The organism is Acidovorax sp. AC410 (assembly GCF_979253235.1).
On the sequence record NZ_CEEDCG010000001.1, the window covers coordinates 2,432,898 to 2,449,108 of the forward strand.

General features: G+C 69.6%; 20 protein-coding genes. 12 read left to right on the forward strand and 8 right to left on the reverse strand.

The genetic code is table 11. The features are described 5' to 3' along the window. A complete protein-coding gene (locus AC0IZS_RS11355) occupies window positions 1–1,494 on the reverse strand; it encodes a wax ester/triacylglycerol synthase family O-acyltransferase (protein ID WP_436220268.1) in 1,494 nt (497 codons plus the stop codon). Between the two features lie 301 nt (window positions 1,495–1,795). Here AC0IZS_RS11355 and AC0IZS_RS11360 point away from each other — a divergent pair, with 301 nt between their 5' ends. Beyond that, on the forward strand, window positions 1,796–2,050 hold the full coding sequence (locus AC0IZS_RS11360; protein WP_471635706.1) for an acyl-CoA-binding protein: 255 nt from the start codon (window positions 1,796–1,798) through the stop codon (window positions 2,048–2,050). A 147-nt stretch (window positions 2,051–2,197) separates the two neighbouring features. Then, a complete protein-coding gene (locus AC0IZS_RS11365) occupies window positions 2,198–2,929 on the forward strand; it encodes an IclR family transcriptional regulator (RefSeq protein ID WP_057199848.1) in 732 nt (243 codons plus the stop codon). Window positions 2,930–2,946: 17 nt separating this feature from the next. Here the strand turns inward: AC0IZS_RS11365 and AC0IZS_RS11370 are convergent, their stop codons facing one another. Then, window positions 2,947–3,366: an Lrp/AsnC family transcriptional regulator gene (locus AC0IZS_RS11370; RefSeq protein ID WP_471635707.1), complete on the reverse strand. Its 420-nt coding sequence runs from the start codon at window positions 3,364–3,366 to the stop codon at window positions 2,947–2,949. A gap of 129 nt (window positions 3,367–3,495) precedes the next feature. Between AC0IZS_RS11370 and AC0IZS_RS11375 the strand changes: the two genes are divergently transcribed. Next, window positions 3,496–4,602: an ornithine cyclodeaminase gene (locus tag AC0IZS_RS11375; protein ID WP_471635708.1), complete on the forward strand. Its 1,107-nt coding sequence runs from the start codon at window positions 3,496–3,498 to the stop codon at window positions 4,600–4,602. 111 nt (window positions 4,603–4,713) lie between these two features. Here the strand turns inward: AC0IZS_RS11375 and AC0IZS_RS11380 are convergent, their stop codons facing one another. From AC0IZS_RS11380 to AC0IZS_RS11390, 3 genes are read right to left on the reverse strand one after another with little or no spacing between them, the layout of a single operon-like run. Continuing rightward, window positions 4,714–5,391, reverse strand: coding sequence for a nitroreductase (locus AC0IZS_RS11380; protein ID WP_471635709.1), 678 nt, complete (start codon window positions 5,389–5,391; stop codon window positions 4,714–4,716). A gap of 7 nt (window positions 5,392–5,398) precedes the next feature. Further along, the gene (locus tag AC0IZS_RS11385) at window positions 5,399–5,794 is read right to left on the reverse strand and encodes a polyhydroxyalkanoic acid system family protein (RefSeq protein ID WP_471635710.1); all 396 of its coding nucleotides are present in this window, start codon (window positions 5,792–5,794) and stop codon (window positions 5,399–5,401) included. Beyond that, a complete protein-coding gene (locus AC0IZS_RS11390; protein ID WP_471635711.1) occupies window positions 5,787–6,917 on the reverse strand; it encodes an aminopeptidase in 1,131 nt (376 codons plus the stop codon). Before AC0IZS_RS11390 ends, AC0IZS_RS11385 begins: the two co-directional genes overlap by 8 nt. 62 nt (window positions 6,918–6,979) lie before the next feature. On the opposite strand from AC0IZS_RS11390, the gene AC0IZS_RS11395 reads away from it, so the two are divergent. After that, window positions 6,980–7,639, forward strand: coding sequence for a DNA-3-methyladenine glycosylase I (locus AC0IZS_RS11395; RefSeq protein ID WP_471635712.1), 660 nt, complete (start codon window positions 6,980–6,982; stop codon window positions 7,637–7,639). Here the strand turns inward: AC0IZS_RS11395 and phnN are convergent. Genes phnN through phnF form a run of 3 tightly spaced genes read right to left on the reverse strand, consistent with a single transcriptional unit; the run spans window position 7,620 to window position 9,701 of the window. Then, on the reverse strand, window positions 7,620–8,210 hold the full coding sequence (gene phnN, locus AC0IZS_RS11400; protein WP_471635713.1) for a phosphonate metabolism protein/1,5-bisphosphokinase (PRPP-forming) PhnN: 591 nt from the start codon (window positions 8,208–8,210) through the stop codon (window positions 7,620–7,622). The two genes, AC0IZS_RS11395 and phnN, sit on opposite strands and share 20 nt — an antisense overlap. Next, window positions 8,207–8,944: a DUF1045 domain-containing protein gene (locus tag AC0IZS_RS11405; protein WP_471635714.1), complete on the reverse strand. Its 738-nt coding sequence runs from the start codon at window positions 8,942–8,944 to the stop codon at window positions 8,207–8,209. The genes phnN and AC0IZS_RS11405 overlap by 4 nt, the downstream gene beginning before the upstream one ends. Beyond that, entirely contained in the window at window positions 8,931–9,701 is a 771-nt protein-coding gene (gene phnF, locus AC0IZS_RS11410) for a phosphonate metabolism transcriptional regulator PhnF (RefSeq protein WP_471635715.1), read from the reverse strand. Before phnF ends, AC0IZS_RS11405 begins: the two co-directional genes overlap by 14 nt. 75 nt (window positions 9,702–9,776) lie before the next feature. On the opposite strand from phnF, the gene phnG reads away from it, so the two are divergent. Genes phnG through AC0IZS_RS11450 form a run of 8 tightly spaced genes read left to right on the forward strand, consistent with a single transcriptional unit; the run spans window position 9,777 to window position 16,098 of the window. After that, on the forward strand, window positions 9,777–10,298 hold the full coding sequence (phnG, locus tag AC0IZS_RS11415) for a phosphonate C-P lyase system protein PhnG (RefSeq protein ID WP_471635716.1): 522 nt from the start codon (window positions 9,777–9,779) through the stop codon (window positions 10,296–10,298). Beyond that, complete coding sequence (gene phnH / locus AC0IZS_RS11420; protein ID WP_471635717.1) at window positions 10,295–10,933, forward strand: phosphonate C-P lyase system protein PhnH; 639 nt, start codon at window positions 10,295–10,297, stop codon at window positions 10,931–10,933. The genes phnG and phnH overlap by 4 nt, the downstream gene beginning before the upstream one ends. A gap of 5 nt (window positions 10,934–10,938) precedes the next feature. Further along, the gene (locus AC0IZS_RS11425) at window positions 10,939–12,054 is read left to right on the forward strand and encodes a carbon-phosphorus lyase complex subunit (protein ID WP_471635718.1); all 1,116 of its coding nucleotides are present in this window, start codon (window positions 10,939–10,941) and stop codon (window positions 12,052–12,054) included. Further along, complete coding sequence (locus tag AC0IZS_RS11430) at window positions 12,051–12,968, forward strand: alpha-D-ribose 1-methylphosphonate 5-phosphate C-P-lyase PhnJ (protein ID WP_471635719.1); 918 nt, start codon at window positions 12,051–12,053, stop codon at window positions 12,966–12,968. Before AC0IZS_RS11425 ends, AC0IZS_RS11430 begins: the two co-directional genes overlap by 4 nt. After that, a complete protein-coding gene (locus AC0IZS_RS11435; RefSeq protein ID WP_471635720.1) occupies window positions 12,965–13,423 on the forward strand; it encodes a GNAT family N-acetyltransferase in 459 nt (152 codons plus the stop codon). Before AC0IZS_RS11430 ends, AC0IZS_RS11435 begins: the two co-directional genes overlap by 4 nt. Before the next feature lies 1 nt (window position 13,424). After that, window positions 13,425–14,216, forward strand: a complete 792-nt coding sequence (gene phnK / locus AC0IZS_RS11440; protein ID WP_471635721.1) for a phosphonate C-P lyase system protein PhnK — start codon at window positions 13,425–13,427, stop codon at window positions 14,214–14,216. Then, the gene (gene phnL / locus AC0IZS_RS11445) at window positions 14,213–14,944 is read left to right on the forward strand and encodes a phosphonate C-P lyase system protein PhnL (protein ID WP_428002690.1); all 732 of its coding nucleotides are present in this window, start codon (window positions 14,213–14,215) and stop codon (window positions 14,942–14,944) included. The genes phnK and phnL overlap by 4 nt, the downstream gene beginning before the upstream one ends. Next, window positions 14,941–16,098: an alpha-D-ribose 1-methylphosphonate 5-triphosphate diphosphatase gene (locus AC0IZS_RS11450; protein WP_471635722.1), complete on the forward strand. Its 1,158-nt coding sequence runs from the start codon at window positions 14,941–14,943 to the stop codon at window positions 16,096–16,098. Before phnL ends, AC0IZS_RS11450 begins: the two co-directional genes overlap by 4 nt. Window positions 16,099–16,211: the final 113 nt, after the last annotated feature.

Genomic DNA, 16,211 nt, shown 5'->3' on the forward strand with positions numbered 1-16,211 from the left:
TCAATCTCCCCAGGGCAGCATCAGCGTGAGCAACGAGAGCTGGTCGAACTCGGGTGCGAACGCATCGATGATGAGCTGGGGCTCGGGGCACAGCGTGGTGTCGGTGATCACGCCGAACTGCACGCCGCCGCCGTAGCTCAGGATGGAGACCCCCAGGCCGATGTCCCCCGACTGCGGCACCCAGAACATGCACTGCGTGACGCGCGCGCCACACAGCGTGAGCTGCTCCTTGGGGCCGGGCACATTGGTCATGACCGCCGTGGTCTTGCGGCCAAAGAGGTTGAGCAACGCGTCCTGCGCGGGCTTGATCATCAGTCCCGCTACGGCCAGCATCGCGAACGCGAGGATGGGCTGGGTGCTGCCCTTCAGGGCATTCATGCGCCGGCGCACCTCGTAGACGCGCTCCACCGGGTTGGCGACGCCGATGGGCAGCACCAGCGGCACCAGGCCGAAGCGGTTGCCCAGCTTCCAGGCCTCCTCCATGGGGCGCAGGTTCACGGGGATCATGGCGCGGATCTCCTGGCCCGCAGGGTCGTCGCCCTGGCTGCGCAGATAGCCCCCGATGGCACCCGCCACGCAGGACATCAAGACATCGTTGATCGAGCAGTTGAGCGCCTTGCCGATGGCCTTGACCTCTTCGAGCGGGATCGGCGGGCACCACGCCACGCGCTTGGCCCGGCCGGGCTGGCCCTTCAGGCGGGTGGGCGAATCGTCGGGCATCAGCGCCAGGGCGGCCGCGTCGCTCACCAGCTGGTAGGCCACGCGCGCCATGTCCATGGTGCCGGCCAGGCCGTGCTGCATGGCCTTCTCGGGGTCGCCCAGCACCTTGAACGAGCGCGCCGCGCCATCGCCCGCGAGGTCCAGCGCCTTCACGGTGAGTCCGGCCAGGGGCTTGATCAGCGCGTCGGCGATCCAGTCCTCGGCCGTCGCGGCGGCCTCGCGCTCCTTGCGGCTGCGCTTGGGGGGCTCGGAGCCGCCGTCCACGATGGACATGGTGACCGAGATCAGGGCGATGCCGTCGGCGATGCAGTGGTGGATGCGCACGATCAGCGCGCTGCCCTGCTGGCCGTCGTCGCCCGTGAAGTTCTCGACCAGGTGCATCTGCCACAGCGGGCGACGCGGGTCCAGCGGCTGCATGGCCAACTCGCCCACACGGTCCTGCAGGGCGCGCTGCATGCTCTGGCCCGGTTCCTGGGGCAGGGTCTCGCGCAGCACGTGGGCGGCAATATCGAACTGGCGGTCTTCGACCCAGGTGGCGCCGGCCGCGTCCTCCACCACGCGCTGGCGAAAGCGCGGGTACTGCAGCAGGCGCTGCTGCACGCGCTCGCACAGCGCCTCCCAGGCGATGCCGGGGGCCAGCGTCCACACGCCGTTGATCATCATCAGGTTGCTGCCCGAGTCCATGCGCAGCCAGGCCGTGTCGACCTTGCTCATGCGCTCGCCCGACAGGCCGAGCATGCCGGTGGCGGCGCGGCGCACGTTCTTTTGCACCATGCCCGCAGCCTTGCGCGCAGCGGGTGGCAAGGCCTGGGCGGCTGCTGCGGTGGTGGCCCGCGCCTTGCGGGCGACCGTGGATGCCGCGTTCAGCGAATTGGCGAGGCCCTCCGGGCGGGCGGTGGTTGGAGCAGCAATGCGGGTCACCATCGGATGTACACCTGTTGTGGTTGTTTTGGGGGCTTGCCTCTATGGATTGCACAGCGCAGGGCCTTGTGCAGACCGTAAGATACAACGCCGCAAACCATTGCCGACACCGTTCTTTCCCTCCCCCATTTTTCGAACCCCAAGGAGCAACCCCATGGCCGACCTGAACGCCGCCTTCGAAGCCGCCAAAGCCAATTCCGAGAACCTGAGCGAGCGCCCCAACAACGCCACGCTGCTCAAGATCTACGCGCTGTACAAGCAGGCCACCGTGGGCGACAACACCGAAAAGAAGCCCAACTTCTCGGACATGGTGGGCCGCGCCAAGTGGGATGCCTGGAACGCGCTCAAGGGCACCGAGGCCGATGCCGCCAAGCAGCAGTACATCGACCTGATCACCGAGCTCAGCTGATCCGGGCCATGCCCCGCGACTGACCGAGCGGCCTGCGGGCCGCTTTTTCATGGGCGTTGCGGCACGGGCTGGACGGGTGGGGGCATCAATGTTTCAATAGACAGAACCTCCTTCTCTTGGGCGACTCCTTCGCGCACCCTGGTCTCCATGCCCCGCAAAGCCGTTTCCGAATCCGTCGCCGATGCCGATGCCGCCCCGGGCGGCGCGGCTGCCGTGGACCGCGCCCTGAGCTTGATGGCTGCCTTCCGCCAGGGCGACGGGCCGCTGGCCCTGACCGAGCTGGCCACGCGCACCCGGCTGTACAAGAGCACGGCGCTGCGCCTGCTGGCCTCGCTTGAACATGCGCGCTGGGTGCAGCGCCTGGACGATGGCCGCTATGCCATCGGGCCCGAGGTGGGGCGGCTGCATGCGCTGTATGCCGCCTCGTTCTCGCTCGACCGGGTGGTGCTGCCCGTGCTGCGCGAGCTGGTGGCCGCCACGGGCGAGAGCGCGGCCTACCATGTACGCCAGGGCGATGCGCGGCTGTGCCAGTTCCGCGTGGATTCGCCGCACCCGATCCGCGACCACATCCGCGCAGGCGACCTGCTGCCGCTGGACCGGGGCACGGGCGGGCGGGTGCTGGTGGCCTTCGACGCCGCGCTGTCCAACTCGCTCGGCCGGCATGACCGCGCGCTCTACGCGCGCATCCGTGCCGACGGCTACCTGGCCAGCGTGGGCGACCGGCTCAGCGAGGTGGCCGGCATCTCGGCGCCCGTGTTTGCCGCCGATGGCACGGTGGCTGCTGCCGTCACGCTGACCATGCCGGCCCACCGCTACGACGAGCGCTACGTGAAAAGCGTGCTCGAAGCCGCACGCAGCCTGGGCGGCCAGATCGGCTGAGCACTGCCTGCCAACCGCTAGCGGTAGGTCGTGAGGTGGATATTGGTCTCGGTGCCGCGGATGCCTGAGACCAGGCGGATGCGTTCGAGCACCTGCGCCAGCTCGGCCATGCTGCCTGCCTCCAGCTCGGCCAGCAGGTCCCAGCGGCCATTGGTGTCGTGCAGAGTGGCCACCCCGGGCTCACCCAGCAGGCTGGCCACGACCTGGCGCGACTGGTTGCCTTCCACCAGCACGCCCATCCAGGCACGGATGCGGTCGGGCTCGGCCTCAGGCCGCAGCTTGACGGTGTAGCCCACGATCACCTGCCTGTCTTCGAGCTTGCGGATGCGGTTGGTCACCGTGCCGCGGGAGACGCCGAGCTTGTGCGCCAGGTCGGCGACGTTCATGCGCGCATTGCCACGCAGCAGGGCAATCAGGGAGCGGTCGAGTTCATCCATGGTGGTGATGCAGAAAGTGAGCAATGGCTGCCATTTTGACAATCAACCGCGCATTTCGGTACATTTTTGCCGATTCACATTGCCTCGTGCCCGCTGGACACTGGATGCCACTGAACCGGAGACACCACCATGCGACACGACGCCACCCCCCAACACGCCAGCGTATCCACCCTCTACCTGAGCGCCCCCGAAGCGGTGGAGCTGATCCGGCGCAAGGGCCTCGCGGCCTGCCTGTCCGGCATTGCCGCCAACATCACCGAGGACTTCCTGCGCTGGGAGAGCTTCGACAAGTCGGCCCGGGTGGCCAGCTACTCGCCCGACGGCGCGATCGAGCTCATGCCAATTGCCGACGATGTGACGTACACCTTCAAGTACGTCAACGGCCACCCGAAGAACACGCGCCTGGGCCTGTCCACGGTGATGGCCTTTGGCGTGCTGGCCGATGTGGCCACGGGCACGCCGCAACTGCTCAGCGAACTGACCCTGACCACGGCCTTGCGCACGGCCGCCATGTCGGCCGTGGCGGCCAAGGTGCTGGCGCGGCCCGACAGCCGGGTGATGGCGCTGATCGGAAACGGCGCGCAGAGCGAGTTCCAGGCCCTGGCCTTCCAGCACCTGGTGGGCATCACCGAAGTGCGGCTGTATGACACCGACCCTGCCGCCAGCACCAAGCTGCAGGCCAACCTGCAGCCATCGGGCCTGGTGGTCACCGTGTGCGGCAGCACGGCCGAGGCGTTGCGCGGCGCCGATATCGTGACCACGGTGACGGCCGACAAGACCCGCGCCACCATCATCACTGCCGACATGGTCGAGCCCGGCATGCACATCAACGCCGTGGGCGGCGACTGCCCCGGCAAGACCGAGCTGCAGGCCGAGGTGCTCACGCGCGGCCGGGTGTTCGTCGAGTACCCGCCCCAGACCCGCATTGAGGGCGAGATCCAGCAGATGCCGGCCGACTTTGCCGTGACCGAACTGTGGCAGGTGCTGGCCGGCCGCGAGGCCGGCCGCGCGAGCGATGCCGAGGTGACGATTTTCGATTCGGTGGGTTTTGCGCTGGAGGACTTCTCGGCCCTGCGCTTCATGCGCGATGCGGCGCTCGAGTTGGGTGTGGGCGAGCGCATCCAGCTGATTCCCGACCTGGCCAACCCCAAGGACCTGTTTGGCACCTTGCGCCAGGCCGGAGCGGGTGAGGCTGCCGCGCAGAGCGCGGTACACCGGCTCCAGGCCGTTGCCTGAAGTGGTGAACGCCGGATCAGCCCCGTGGCGCCGGAGCGGATCCGGTGGCCCGCGGGCGGCTCGGTGGGGGCTTGCAACAGGCGAGGCTTTGGCCTGTCCCGAGGCCGTCGCTCAATCGCACCAGACCACGCTGCTGGCCGGGTCGGCCCGCGTGGTGCGGAATTGGTTGGCGGGGTGCGCCGGGTCGGCCAGGCCGAACGAGATGCCGCAGACGATGGTGCGGTCCTCGCCGATGCCCAGCACCTCGCGCAGCACACCGGGGTACGAGGCCAGCGCCGCCTGCGGCACCGAAGCCACGCCCAGGCTGTGCGCAGCCAGCAGGAAGTTGGCGACGTAGGCGCCGCAGTCCACCGCGCCATACACACCCAACGCCTCGTCGCTGCTCACAATGGCCACGTGCGGCGCACCGAACATGCTGAAATTTTCGGCCGCCTGGCGCGCCGATGCGGCCCGGTCGCCCTTGGAGATGCCCAGCGCCTCGTACAGGCCGTAGCCGCATTCGCGCCGGCGCTCCTGGTACACGCCGCGGTACTCACGCGGCCAGGGCAGGTCGGGTGCCGGCGGTGTACTGGCAATGCGTTCCTGGAAGGCGCTGCGCAGGCGCTCCAGGGTTTCGCCGCTGGCGATGTGCACCTGCCAGGGCTGGGCGTTGCACCACGATGCCGTGCGCTGCGCCGTGGCCAGGATGCTCTCAGTGGTGGCGCGGGGCAGCGGCTCAGGCAGAAAGGCGCGGCAGCTGTAGCGCGTGTGCAGCAGTTCGCTGAAAATGTCGAACGCGGGCGCGGCCATGGAGGGCTCAGGCCTTTTTGGCTTTGGCCGGTGCCTTGGCTGCGGCCGCCTTGGCGGGTTTCGCGTCGTCGGCGGCCTTCTTTTTCGGTGCGGCCTTTTTGGCGGCGGGCGGGGGGGCGTTCAGCAGGGCATCGAGCTGCTCGCCGATCTCTGCTTCGATGCGGTCCTTGAACGCGCCGAACAGAAAGCCCAGTTGCGCCTTCATCTCGAACTGGTTGGCATCCACCAGCAGCGTGCCCTTCACGCCGGAGCGGCTGAAGTGCAGCGTGTCCTCGGTTTCGCCCTCTTCGTAGGTGCATTCCATGTCGAACTTCTCCTCGGCCTTCTCGGCCCAGGAAAAAGCGACTGTGCGGGCCTGCTTGAAGCCCAGTTGGTGTTCGCGGTGGATATGGATGTCAGGCACCGGGGGTCTCCTGGTTGGGTAGCAATTGGCGCAGCGCTTCGTGGCGCTGTGCCTGGGGTTGTTCACTCAGTACACGCACCGCATCATAGAACCGGTGCCAGTCGCGCCCCTCGCGCTCGAAGATCGCCTCGAAGGCAGGGACGAACTCGTTGTAGGCCGCCTGGGCAGCAAAGCTGGCATTGTTGGCGCTGGTCACCCAGCGGTCGTAGCCCGCGGTCTGGGCCGGCGTGGCCTGCCAGCGCTCGCGCAGGGCCGCATAGTCGGCGCGAAAGGACTGCATGGCTGCGGCCTTCTGCACCTCCTTGTCCGGCACACTGTCCTGGGCGTAGATCTTTGCGAGGCGTTCGCGCGTGGCCTGGGTCAGCGCGCGGAACTCGCGCCGGCGCGCCTCGCTGGCCACGAAGGCGGTGCTGGCCTGGGGCGTGGCCTGTTGGGCCAGCCAGCGTGCGCTGCCCAGCCGCTCCACGGCGGTGGCAAACGATTCGTTGAACAGGGTGTCGCCCTTGGCGTAGACCACCTGGTGGGCCAGCTCGTGGAACAGCAGGCGCACGAACTCGCCTTCTGGCCAGCCGATGAAGGTGCTCAGCAGCGGGTCGCCGCCGGCCCAGTTCATGTAGCCCAGGGTGGAATAGGCCGGTACGCCATAGACCTCGACCTCCAGGCCCTCCTGCGTCAGGCGTGCGGCTTCGGCCTTTGCATCGGCCTCGTCGAAGTAGCCCCGGTAGCCGATGCAGCCTGTCACCGGGAAGCACCAGGTGTGCAGGGTGAGCGAGTAGGGCGGCGCGGCCACCACATTCCACACAGCGGCGGGGCGCTTCAAGTCCGCATAGCGGCGGTAGCTCGGGTTGTCGGGCAGGCCCAGTTCGGTCACCGCGAAGGCGCGGGCGCGCTGGGCCAATTGCAGGCGCTCGCGCAGCGGCAGGGGGATGTCGGTGCGCGCTATCCAGTCCTCCAGCGGCTCGGCCGAGCGCATCATCTGCACATGGCCGCGCACCGATTGCCAGTAGTAGCCCAGGGCATTGCCATTGCTGGCGCAGCCGGCCAGGGCCAGGCTGGCAATGAAGGCAGACAGTGCGGCGCCAAGGCGGAGCGGGACGGAACGTGAAGCGAATGGCTGTGGCATATCCGGTGTTCAGTTTAGGGCCTGTCAGCAGCATGGCGGATGGAATTCCTAGAATCCCGTCCATGACCGAAGCCACCGCCACCCCCGAGATTCCCGACGGACTGTTCGCCGACGACGCAGGCTGCCCGCGCTGCACCTGGTGCCAGGCCACGCCGCTGTACCGCCACTACCATGACAGCGAGTGGGGCTTTCCGGTGGCGGACGACCGGCGCCTGTTCGAGAAGCTGTGCCTGGAAGGCTTCCAGTCGGGCCTGAGCTGGCTCACCATCCTGAACAAGCGCGAGGGATTTCGCGCCGCGTTCGCGCAGTTCGATGCAGTGCAGGTCGCAGAGTTCACCGACGCCGATGTGGAGCGCCTGGTGCAGGACGCAGCCATCGTGCGCCACCGGGGCAAGATCGTCTCGACCATCAACAATGCCAAGCGCGTGCTGGAGCTGCGCCAGGAGTTCGGCTCGCTCGCCCACTACGCGTGGCGCTACGAGCCGCCGGCGGGCGAGCGGCCCGAGCGCATCACGCGAGAGGTGGCGCGTACCTTCATCACCTCGCCCGGATCGGTCGCCATGTCCAAGGACCTCAAGAAGCGCGGCTGGAGCTTCGTGGGCCCGACCACCGTGTATGCCTTCATGCAGGCCATGGGGCTGGTCAACGACCACCTCGAAGGCTGCCATGCGCGCGAGAAGGCGCTCAAGGCGCGGGCGGATTTCACCCCGCCGGGGCGTTGACCAGGCCTGGCCAGCCGGGCAGCCTTTCCAGGGCCTGCAGCAACTGCCGGCCCGCTGCGTCCAGGCTGGTGTCGTTGCGCACCTCGATGCCGGCCGTGCCCGGTGGCGCCAGGAAGCGCAGCGCGCGTTGTACGCGTTGCTCCACTTCGTCAGAACTTTCCCGGCCGCGCGACAGGATGCGCTGGCGCAGCACCTCGGGGCTGGCCGTGATGTGCACGGCCACCAGGGCCGGGTAGCGCGCCAGGGCTTCGGGCAGGTAGGCGCGCGAGCCGTTCACCATTAGCCAGCGGCCCTGGGCCAGTGGCGCCATCTCGCCATGGCGGACGCCATAGGCCAGGCCGTTGGCCTCCCAGTGCAGTGCAAACGCGTCGGCGGCGCGCAGCGCGGCATGGTCGGCAGGCGTAGTGCTTTCATGTGCCTCTCCACCGGGGCTGGCCGGGCGGCTGATGGTGCGCTGCGCCCAGTGCACGGGCAGGCCGGCGTGCAGGTGCTGGCGCAGCCAGTCGAGCAGGCTGTCCTTGCCGGCGCCCGAGGGGCCCATGAAATACAGCAATTTCGCTGCGGTGCTCATGCGCCCAGCTCCAGGTGGTCCAGCAGCACGAAGTCGGCGCCCGGCGTGGGTTCGGCGAACAGGGCCAGGCTGCCAAAGCGCAGCGGCGGCAGGTCGGCAAAGAACTGGTCGGCGGCGTCCTGCACCAGCTCCACGGTCTCGTCATCCGCAGCCGCGAGCGAGCCGGTCAGCGACATGTGGAAGCGGAACTCCTCCAGCACGAAGGGGTAGCCCCACTGCTGCAGCAGTGCATCCTGCCTGGGTGTGAGCCCGGCGGCGCGGCGGCGCGCCAGGTCCCCTTCTGACAGCGCTGCCGCCAGCGGCTGCAGTTGCGTCACACAGGCAGCGGCTGCGGCCTGGATCTCGGCGTTGGCCGGGTGCGCGGCCACGGGCACCAGTGCGAGGAAATCGCCGATGCGCTCGACCTGCATGGGCGGCATGCTGAACGGCCGCAGCCTCTGGGCCAGCGTCTGCACGGCATGGTGCAGCGTGAGCCAGTCCACGCCCGGCGCCAGCGCAAACGGGGCCTTGAGCGTGGCGTGCCAGCCGTAGCGGCGCGGCGCGGCGGTCAGCCGCTCCAGTTCTTCGCAGGCCACGCCGTGGATGTCCAGTGGCTGCATGGGCTGCAGCAGGGCGGCGCAGCGGCCCAGCCAGTGGCTGCCCGCCAGCCAGGCCAGGGTGCCGGGGTTGGGCGCGAAGTACACCGCATAGCGGTGGTGGGCGGCGGTGGGGGAGGGGGGGTTACTCGTCGTCATGGGTGATGGTGAGTTTGACGCGGTCGCCCGCAAACCAGGCGCGTGCCCATTCAATGGGCGTGCCGGCCAGGTCGACGTTCAGGCTCTCGACCAGCAGCACCGGGCGCGTGGCGGGCTGGCGCAGCTCGGCGGCCACGGCAGCATCGGGCAGCTCGGCCGTGATGCGGCTCTCGCGCCGTGTGTAGTCGGCCACGCCGTGCGCGGTGAAGCCGGCGGTGATGGAGCCGGTCTCGCGCACCACGGCGGCCAGGCCCTCGAAGCGGGGCAGGGGAAAGTAGCGCTCGCTCACGTGCAGCGGCTGGCCCTCGGCCTGGCCGATCACGCGCAGCTGCAGCAGCGGGCTGCGGGCGGGCACCTGCAGGGCCGTGGCCAGCGTGGCCGTGGCGCGCACCGTCTGCTCCTGCAGTACCACCAGGCTGCCGCGCAGGCCGGCCTGGGCCAGGCCCTGCTGGTGGCGCACGCGCTTGCCCAGTGCCAGGTCCACCGCGAAGTCCTCCACATAGGTGCCGCTGCCCTGGGTGATGCGCACCAGCCCCTGGCTGCACAGGCTGGCCAGCGAGCGGCGGATGGTGTGGCGGTTCACGCCGAACTGCTCGGCCAGTGCGTGCTCCGAGGGCAGGCGCTGGCCCGGGGGATAGATGCCGCTGCCGATGGCCTCGGCCAGCTCGGCCGCGATGCGGGTCCAGAAGCTGTCGCGTGCCGGGCGTGCGGTAGGGGCGGGGTTGGCAAGAACTTGTGTGCTGGTGGTGGCTGTCATGAAACCTACATGCGCGCTGTCTAAGCTGGCGCCAGTTGTTCAATTTGTCTATACAACTTAAAGAGTACCACCTCCATGTTTCAAGCCTTTGACAACCCGGGCCCGGGCCGCCCGCTCTCGCGGGCGCACTGGATGGCGCTGCTGGCCCGTGCGCCCATCGACATCCTGGAGCCCGCGCTGCACGAGCACACCGCACTGCCCGCCCGCTGGCTGCGTGCCCCCGAAACCGGGCTGATGATGGTGCAGGGCCGCGCCGGCGGCACCGGCGAGCGCTTCAACCTGGGCGAGGTCACGGTCACCCGCTGCGCACTGCGCGTGGACGTGGATGGAGCCGATGGCGCCGAGCCCACCGTGGGCGTGGCCTACGTGCTCGGCCGCTCGCACCGCCAGGTGCAACTGGCCGCCCTGGCCGATGCGCTGCTGCAGGACCCTGCGCGCCAGGTGGCGCTCGACGCCAGCCTGCTCGACCCCATCCGCCGCCACCTGGCCCAGGTGCAGTCCGAGCGCCAGGCCCGCACGGCCAGCACGCGGGTGGACTTTTTCACGGTGGCCCGCGAAAGCGGCAGCAACGACGACAGCGACGAGGACCAGGAATGAGCACCACCCCCACCACCTCCCTGTCCGCCCTGGGTGCGGGCTTCTCCAGCGAGGCCCTGGGCAGCCAGTGCGTGTTCCGCGCCGTGCTGCAGGCACTGTCGCAGCCGGGCGCACCGGTCGCCATCGCGCACGATGCCGAAGTGCCCGCCACGGGCCACGCCGCGTCGGCTGCCGTGCTGCTGGCCCTGCTCGACAGCGAATGCACGCTGTGGCTTTCGCCCCGGCTGGCGGCCAGCCAGGCCGGCGTGTGGCTGCGCTTTCACACCGGCTGCGTGCTGGTCGATGCCCCCGAACAGGCGCGCTTCGCCTGGGTGGCCGCAGGCGATGCGGTGCCTGCCTTGGCCCGCCTGCAGCGCGGCAGCGACGAGTACCCCGACCAGTCCGCCACCTGCGTGGTCGACGTGGCGGTGCTGGCCCCGGCCGTGGAAGGCGCAGGCGCCTGGCGCCTTGCGGGCCCCGGCATCCGCAGTGCGCAGCACCTGCACGTCGCCGGCCTGCCAGAGGACTTCTGCGCGCAGTGGGCCGACAACCACGGCGCCTTCCCGCGCGGGGTGGACGTGGTGCTGGCCACGGCCAGCCACATCGCCGGCCTGCCACGCACGACCTGTATCGAACCATCCACCGTGGAGGCCTGAAGCGCATGTACGTTGCCGTCAAGGGCGGGGAAACCGCCATCCTCAACAGCTACCGCCTGCTGGCCGAGCAGCGCCGGGGCGATACCGCCGAACCGGAGCTCTCGGTGGCGCAGATCCGCGCGCAGCTCAAGCTCGCCGTGGACCGGGTGATGACCGAAGGCTCGGTGTACGACCCCGAGCTCGCGGCGCTGGCCATCAAGCAGGCTTCTGGCGATTTGGTCGAAGCCATCTTTTTGCTGCGCGCCTACCGCGCCACGCTGCCGCGCCTGGGCACCACCCGGCCGCTGGACACCGCGCGCATGGTGCTCACCCGGCGCATCTCCGCCACCTTCAAGGACCTGCCCGGCGGGCAGGTGCTGGGCCCTACCTACGACTACACCCAGCGCCTGCTCGACTTCACGCTGCTGGCCCAGAGCGACGCATCGGTCGCAGCGCCAACCCCTGCGCCGCTGACCGATGCGCCTGCCACCACCCCGCGCGTGGTCGACCTGCTCAACCAGGAGGGGCTGATCGAGACCCGCCCCATCCCCGAAGGCGACCCGGCCCCCGCCGACCTCACGCGCGAGCCGCTGCGCTTTCCGGCCAACCGCGCTACGCGGCTGCAGAACCTGGCGCGCGGCGACGAGGGCTTTCTGCTGGCCATGGCGTACTCCACGCAGCGCGGCTACGCGCACTCGCACCCCTTCGTGGGCGAGTTGCGTCTGGGCACGGTGGCGGTGGAGATCGTCCCTGAAGAGCTGGGCTTTGCCATCTCCATCGGCGACATGGAAATCACCGAATGCGAGATGGTCAACCAGTTCGCGGGAAGCAAGCACCAGCCGCCGCAGTTCACGCGCGGCTATGGCCTGGCCTTCGGCCACAGCGAGCGCAAGGCCATGGCCATGAGCCTGGTGGACCGCGCCCTGCGCGCCGACGAGCTGGGCGAGCCGGTGGAGTCGCCCGCGCAGATGCAGGAGTTCGTGCTCTCGCACAGCGACAGCCTGGAGGCCTCGGGCTTCGTGCAGCACCTGAAGCTGCCGCACTACGTGGACTTCCAGTCCGAGCTGGAGCTGGTGCGCCGCATGCGCGCCGCTGCAGCGGCCAACCCCTCCGAAGAAACCACCCTGGGAGACGACGCATGAACGCGCCCCACGAGCCCGCGCTGATGGGCCTGCCCGCCGATGCCGCGCCCACCGACGGCCATTTCAACTTCGCCTACCTGGACGAGCGCACCAAGCGCATGATCCGCCGGGCCATCCTCAAGGCCGTGGCCATCCCCGGCTACCAGGTGCCCTTCGGCTCGCGCGAGATGCCGCTGCCCTATGGCTGGGGCACGGGCGGCATCCAGGTCACGGCCGCCATCATCGGGCCGGACGATTGCCTCAAGGTCATCGACCAGGGCTCGGACGACACCGTGAATGCGGTCAACATCCGCCGCTTCTTCGAGCGCACCACGGGCGTGGCCACCACCACGCGCACCACCGAGGCGACGCTGATCCAGACGCGCCACCGCATCCCCGAGACCCCGCTGGCCGAAGGCCAGGTGCTCGTCTACCAGGTGCCGGTGCCCGAGCCCATGCAGCGCCTGGAGCCACGCGAGACCGAGACGCGCACCCTGCACGGCCTGGCCGAGTACGGGCTGATGCACGTCAAGCTCTACGAGGACATCGCGCGCTACGGCCACATCGCCACCACGTACGACTACCCAGTGCTGGTCAACGGCCGCTACGTGATGGCGCCGTCGCCCATCCCCAAGTTCGACAACCCCAAGATGCACATGAACCCGGCGCTGCAGCTCTTCGGCGCAGGCCGCGAGAAGCGCATCTACGCCGTGCCGCCCTACACGCCAGTGGAGAGCCTGGGCTTCGAGGACCACCCCTTCGAGGTGCAGCGCTGGGACTGCGCCTGCGCCCTGTGCGGCGCCACCGACAGTTTCCTCGACGAGGTCATCACCGACGACCAGGGCACGCGCATGCATGTCTGTTCCGACTCGGACTACTGCCAGGAGCGCCAGGCTGCCGCGGCGGCAACGGTGTCCGAAGGGGCGCCCGGATGAGCACCGTGACCCTGCGCGAGGCCACCGAGGCCGACCTGGACGAAGTGCTGGCCCTGTACCAGGGCATCGAGGACAGCCCCGAGCAGGTGCTCAGCCTGGCCGAGGCCAGGACCCTGCTGGCCCAGTTTCGCGCCTACCCGAGCTACCGCCTCTGGGTGGCCTGCGAGGGCGCCGAACCCGATGCCGACGTGGTCGGCACCTACGCGCTGCTGGTCATGCACAACCTGGCCCACCGGGGCGCGCCCTCGGCCGTGGTCGAGGACGTGGTGGTCGCCGCCGACCGCAGGGGCCAGGGCATCGGCCGCCAGATGATGGCCCACGCCGTGCAGCAGGCGCGCGAGGCCGGTTGCTACAAGCTGGCCCTGTCGTCCCACCGCAAGCGCGCCGATGCGCATGCCTTCTATGAATCCCTGGGCTTTGCGCAGCACGGCCTCAGTTTCTCGATCGAGCCTTGACATGGACGCCACCCTTTCATCCCCCACCCCCCTGCTCAGCGTGCGCGGCATCAGCAAGCGCTACGGCCAGCGCGTGGCGCTGCAGGACGCCTCGTTTGACCTGTGGCCCGGCGAAGTGCTGGCCGTGGTCGGCGAGTCCGGCTCGGGCAAGTCCACCCTGCTCAACGCCGTGGCCGCACGCAGCCGGCCCGATGCGGGCAGTGTGCAGTTCCAGGGCCGCGATGGCAGCCTGCAGGACGTGCTCGGCATGAGCGAGGCGCAGCAGCGCCTCTTGGCCCGCACCGACTGGGGCTTCGTGCACCAGAACGCGGCCGACGGCCTGCGCATGGACGTGTCCGCCGGTGCCAATGTGGGCGAGCGCCTCATGGGCCTGGGCGAGCGCCACTACGGCCGCCTGCGCGCCACCGCCACCGAATGGCTGCGGCGCGTGGAGATCGATGCCAGCCGCATCGACGACGCGCCGCGCGCCTTCTCCGGCGGCATGCGCCAGCGCCTGCAGATCGCGCGCAACCTGGTCACCCAGCCGCGCCTGGTGTTCATGGACGAACCCACCTCGGGCCTGGACGTCTCGGTGCAGGCGCGTCTCCTGGACCTGCTGCGCCAGCTCACGCGGCAGATGCAGCTGGCCGCCATCGTGGTCACGCACGACCTGGCCGTGGCCCGCCTGCTGGCGCACCGCATGGTGGTGATGCAGCGCGGTCGCGTGGTCGAGTCGGGCCTGACCGACCAGGTGCTCGACGACCCCCAGCACCCCTATACCCAGCTCCTCGTTTCCTCGGTACTGCAACCATGATGATGAACACCCACCCACCCATCCTGGAGCTCAAGGGCGTGGCCAAGCGCTTCACCCTGCACCACCAGAACGGCATCGAGCTGCCCGTGCTCGGCAACGTGGACCTGACCGTCGGCGCGGGCGAATGCGTGGTGCTCGACGGCCCCTCGGGCATGGGCAAAAGCACGCTGCTGAAAATGATATACGCCAACTACCGCGCCAACGCGGGCAGCATCACCGTGCAGCCCGCCAGCGGCCCGGCGGTGGACGTGACCCAGGCCAGCCCGCGCGCACTGGTGCAACTGCGCCGCGACACCGTGGGCTACGTGAGCCAGTTCCTGCGCGTGATCCCCCGCGTGAGCGCGCTCGACGTGGTGGCCGAACCCCTGGCCGAAGACGCGGGCGACGACGCCCACGCACTGGAAGCCGCGCGCGAGACCGCGCGCCAGTGGCTTACCCGCCTGAACATTCCCGAGCGCCTGTGGCACCTGCCGCCCGCTACCTTCTCGGGCGGCGAGCAGCAGCGCATCAACATCGCGCGCAACATGATCAAGCCCAAGCCCCTGCTGCTGCTCGACGAGCCCACGGCGTCGCTCGACGCGGCCAACACCGACACGGTGATCGCCCTGGTCCGGGAGGCAGTGGAGCGCGGCGCCGCGCTGGTCGGCATCTTCCACGACGCGCACGTGGGTGCCGCCGTCGCCACGCGCCGCGTGAACGTGGGTGACTTCCGCGGGGTGGCAGCATGAGCGCTGGCGTGGTCTTTCACAACGCCCGCATGGTGCTGCTCGGCGAGGTGGTGCAGGGCTCGCTCTCGGTGCAGGGCGGGCGCATCGACTCCCTGGCCTCGGGCGGCACCGCCGCGCTGCAGGGCATCGACCTCGGGGGCGACTACCTGCTGCCCGGTCTGGTGGAGGTGCACACCGACAACTTCGAGCGCCACCTGATGCCGCGGCCCAAGGTGCAGTGGGCCGAGATGCCGGCGCTGCTGGCACACGACGCCGAGATCGCCGCCGCCGGCATCACCACCGTGCTCGACGCGCTGGGCGTGGGCGAGGCCGACGTGGACAGCCTGCGCGGCAGCGCCTGGAACCGCGTGCTCGACACCATCGACACCTGCACCGAGCGCAACCTGCTGCGCGCCGACCACCACCTGCATGTGCGCTGCGAGCTGCCCGCGCCCAACACCATCGACCTGTTCGGCCCCTTCCACGGCCACCCGCGGCTGTCGCTGATCTCGCTGATGGACCACACCCCCGGCCAGCGCCAGTGGGAGAACATCGAGCAGGCGCGCACCTACTACACCGGCAAGAAGGGCTGGAGCAGCGAGAAGTTCGAGCGCCAGGTGCAGCATGCCGCCACCCTGCAGGCCCAGTACGCCGAGCCGCACCGTGCCTACTTCGTGGACTACTGCCGCACCCACGGCATCGCCCTGGCCAGCCACGACGACACCACGGTGGCGCACGTCGAGCAGGCCCATGCCGAAGGCGCGGGCATGTCCGAGTTCCCGACCACGCTGGCGGCGGCAAAGGCCGCGCGCGAGCGCGGCCTGCTCACCGTGATGGGCGGGCCCAACGTGGTGCGCGGCGGCTCGCACTCGGGCAACGTGGCGGCGGCCGACCTGGCGCGCCAGGGCCTGCTGGACATCCTCTCCTCCGACTATGTGCCCGGCAGCCTGCTGAGCGCCGTGATGCGGCTGGTGCACGACGGCATCCTCACGCTGCCCGAGGCCGTGGCCACCGTCACGCGCAACCCGGCACGCGCGTCGGGCATGCAGGACCGGGGCGAGCTGTCGCCTGGCCTGCGCGCCGACCTGGTCCAGGTGCACATGGCCGAGCTGCCCGATGGCTCACAGCAGGCCGTGGTGCGCGGTGTCTGGCGCGAAGGGCAGCGCGTGCTGTGAGCACGGTCTTCTTTTGCCTGCAATCGCCGTGAAAGCTCCCTTTGACATGCAAATTTCCCGCAACTGTCAAAGCACTGTCACAGCCGCCTTCCACACTGCATTTGTATAGACGA

Coding starts and splice junctions, on each gene's coding strand:
- phnF (WP_471635715.1), bottom strand. CDS start 9,701: ATGACAGCCACCACCAGCACACAAGTTCTTGCCAACCCCGCCCCTACC.
- AC0IZS_RS11365 (WP_057199848.1), top strand. CDS start 2,198: ATGCCCCGCAAAGCCGTTTCCGAATCCGTCGCCGATGCCGATGCCGCC.
- phnG (WP_471635716.1), top strand. CDS start 9,777: ATGTTTCAAGCCTTTGACAACCCGGGCCCGGGCCGCCCGCTCTCGCGG.
- AC0IZS_RS11380 (WP_471635709.1), bottom strand. CDS start 5,391: ATGGCCGCGCCCGCGTTCGACATTTTCAGCGAACTGCTGCACACGCGC.
- AC0IZS_RS11370 (WP_471635707.1), bottom strand. CDS start 3,366: ATGGATGAACTCGACCGCTCCCTGATTGCCCTGCTGCGTGGCAATGCG.
- AC0IZS_RS11450 (WP_471635722.1), top strand. CDS start 14,941: ATGAGCGCTGGCGTGGTCTTTCACAACGCCCGCATGGTGCTGCTCGGC.
- AC0IZS_RS11430 (WP_471635719.1), top strand. CDS start 12,051: ATGAACGCGCCCCACGAGCCCGCGCTGATGGGCCTGCCCGCCGATGCC.
- AC0IZS_RS11425 (WP_471635718.1), top strand. CDS start 10,939: ATGTACGTTGCCGTCAAGGGCGGGGAAACCGCCATCCTCAACAGCTAC.
- phnL (WP_428002690.1), top strand. CDS start 14,213: ATGATGATGAACACCCACCCACCCATCCTGGAGCTCAAGGGCGTGGCC.
- AC0IZS_RS11375 (WP_471635708.1), top strand. CDS start 3,496: ATGCGACACGACGCCACCCCCCAACACGCCAGCGTATCCACCCTCTAC.
- AC0IZS_RS11405 (WP_471635714.1), bottom strand. CDS start 8,944: ATGACGACGAGTAACCCCCCCTCCCCCACCGCCGCCCACCACCGCTAT.
- AC0IZS_RS11360 (WP_471635706.1), top strand. CDS start 1,796: ATGGCCGACCTGAACGCCGCCTTCGAAGCCGCCAAAGCCAATTCCGAG.
- phnN (WP_471635713.1), bottom strand. CDS start 8,210: ATGAGCACCGCAGCGAAATTGCTGTATTTCATGGGCCCCTCGGGCGCC.
- phnK (WP_471635721.1), top strand. CDS start 13,425: ATGGACGCCACCCTTTCATCCCCCACCCCCCTGCTCAGCGTGCGCGGC.
- AC0IZS_RS11435 (WP_471635720.1), top strand. CDS start 12,965: ATGAGCACCGTGACCCTGCGCGAGGCCACCGAGGCCGACCTGGACGAA.
- AC0IZS_RS11390 (WP_471635711.1), bottom strand. CDS start 6,917: ATGCCACAGCCATTCGCTTCACGTTCCGTCCCGCTCCGCCTTGGCGCC.
- AC0IZS_RS11355 (WP_436220268.1), bottom strand. CDS start 1,494: ATGGTGCAAAAGAACGTGCGCCGCGCCGCCACCGGCATGCTCGGCCTG.
- phnH (WP_471635717.1), top strand. CDS start 10,295: ATGAGCACCACCCCCACCACCTCCCTGTCCGCCCTGGGTGCGGGCTTC.
- AC0IZS_RS11395 (WP_471635712.1), top strand. CDS start 6,980: ATGACCGAAGCCACCGCCACCCCCGAGATTCCCGACGGACTGTTCGCC.